The organism is Fusicatenibacter saccharivorans (assembly GCF_027667425.1).
GTDB classification, from domain to species: Bacteria; Bacillota; Clostridia; order Lachnospirales; family Lachnospiraceae; genus Fusicatenibacter; species Fusicatenibacter saccharivorans.
The window spans coordinates 48,959-51,039 of sequence record NZ_JAQEGR010000021.1 but is presented as its reverse complement, the minus strand read 5'-3'; the positions used below and the strand labels follow the sequence as shown (position 1 = coordinate 51,039).

2 rRNA genes (1 of these 2 cut by a window edge) are annotated in these 2,081 nt (G+C 49.7%); both read left to right on the top strand.

What is annotated here, in order from left to right:
• The first annotated feature begins 1 nt into the window (after nt 1).
• A 5S ribosomal RNA gene (gene rrf, locus PGS38_RS15835) occupies nt 2-119 on the top strand.
• A gap of 405 nt (nt 120-524) precedes the next feature.
• A 23S ribosomal RNA gene (locus tag PGS38_RS15830) occupies nt 525-2,081 on the top strand (it continues 1,461 nt past the right edge of the window).

The window sequence follows — 2,081 nt, the reverse complement described above, 5'->3', positions numbered from 1 at the left end:
TGCTGGTGGCGATGCGCTTAGGGGACACACCCGTTCCCATCCCGAACACGATGGTTAAGACCTAAGCGGCCGATGGTACTGCACTGGAGACGGTGTGGGAGAGCAGGTGGCTGCCAGCTCCCTAATAAAAAGACAAGGGTAAATGTCTATGAAATAAAACAGCTGCCCACAGAAGCGCAGTAACCCATAACAGCAGGGAAGTGCTGATGAGAGCTGGTTTTACCAGTGATTAGAGTTTAAAAGAAGAAATGTGTTTCACAAAAAGACAGGGAAACATCTTTTAAGTTCTAATGACTGATGAAACAAATCAGTCAGCAAGATGTACCTTGAAAACCGCATATACAATCTATATTGAAAACGTTAAAACGTTAGAGATAGGAAAAGACATCCGAGGCATCATGTGTGAGAGCATGTGATGTTATCAAACCAGAGAGATAATCGAAAGATTATTGAATCAATTGCTTTTAAAGCAGAGAACACAAAAGCCTGTCATCAACGCTATGATGGCAGCGGACCAAGAATACAGGTCAAGCATTAAGAGCGCAGGGTGGATGCCTTGGCACTGAGAGCCGATGAAGGACGTGATAAGCTGCGAAAAGCTTCGGGGAGGAGCAAATATCCATTGATCCGGAGATATCCGAATGGGGAAACCCACTTGAGCAAACCTCAAGTATCCATACGCCAATCCATAACGTATGGAAGGGAACCGGGGGAACTGAAACATCTAAGTACCCCGAGGAGAAGAAAGAAACCTCGATTTCCAAAGTAGCGGCGAGCGAAATGGAAAGAGCCCAAACCGTGGTGCGTGCACCGCGGGGTTGTGGACTGCATAAGGTACTCGAATCAATAGCCGAACAGTTTTGGGAAATCTGATCAGAGAGGGTGAAAATCCCGTAGGCGAAATTGATGAGAGGCTGGCAGGATCCAGAGTACCACGAGACACGGGAAACCTTGTGGGAAGCAGGAGGGACCACCCTCCAAGGCTAAATACTCCTCAGTGACCGATAGCGCATAGTACTGTGAAGGAAAGGTGAAAAGGACCCCGGGAGGGGAGTGAAAGAGAACCTGAAACCCTGTGTTTACAAGCTGTGGAAGTGCCTTATGTGCACAACCGCGTACTTTTTGTAGAACGGTCCGGCGAGTTACGTTTACTGGCAAGGTTAAGTACTATAGGTACGGAGCCGAAGGGAAACCAAGTCTTAAGAGGGCGTGAAGTCAGTAAGAGTAGACCCGAAACCGGGTGATCTACCCATGTCCAGGCTGAAGCTGCCGTAAGAGGTAGTGGAGGGCCGAACGCACATCCGTTGAAAAGGGTGGCGATGAGGTGTGGGTAGGGGAGAAATTCCAATCGAACCCGGAGATAGCTGGTTCTCCTCGAAATAGCTTTAGGGCTAGCCTCGATGGAGTCTTACGGAGGTAGAGCACTGAATTTCTAAGGGGGCGTCAAAGCTTACCAAGGGATATCAAACTCCGAATGCCGTAAAGATGCTCATCGGGAGTCAGACTGCACGAGATAAGTTGGGCAGTCAAAAGGGAAAGAGCCCAGACCTGCTGCTAAGGTCCCAAAGTACGTGTTAAGTGGAAAAGGATGTGGGATTTCGAAGACAACTAGGATGTTGGCTCAGAAGCAGCCACACATTCAAAGAGTGCGTAATAGCTCACTAGTCGAGAGGTCCTGCGCCGAAAATGTCCGGGGCTGAAACACGACACCGAAGCACAGGATACCGCAAGGTATGGTAGAGGAGCATTGCTGGCGCGATGAAGCAGTACCGGAAGGAGCTGTGGAGTGCCAGGAAGAGAGAATGCCGGAATGAGTAGCGAGAGAGAGGTGGGAATCCTCTCGGCCGAATATCCAAGGTTTCCAGGGTAAAGCTGATCTGCCCTGGGTAAGTCGGGGCCTAAGGAGAGGCAGAAATGCGTATCCGATGGACAGCAGGTTGAGATTCCTGCACTATCTTAAAACAGAACTGTGGGGACATTTGTGGAGAGCACAGGCGCGGAATGGAAAGCCGCGTGCAAGCGAAGGAGGAGTCACATAGGAAAATCCGTGTGGCAATCCAAAGGCGTGATGCGGACCGAAT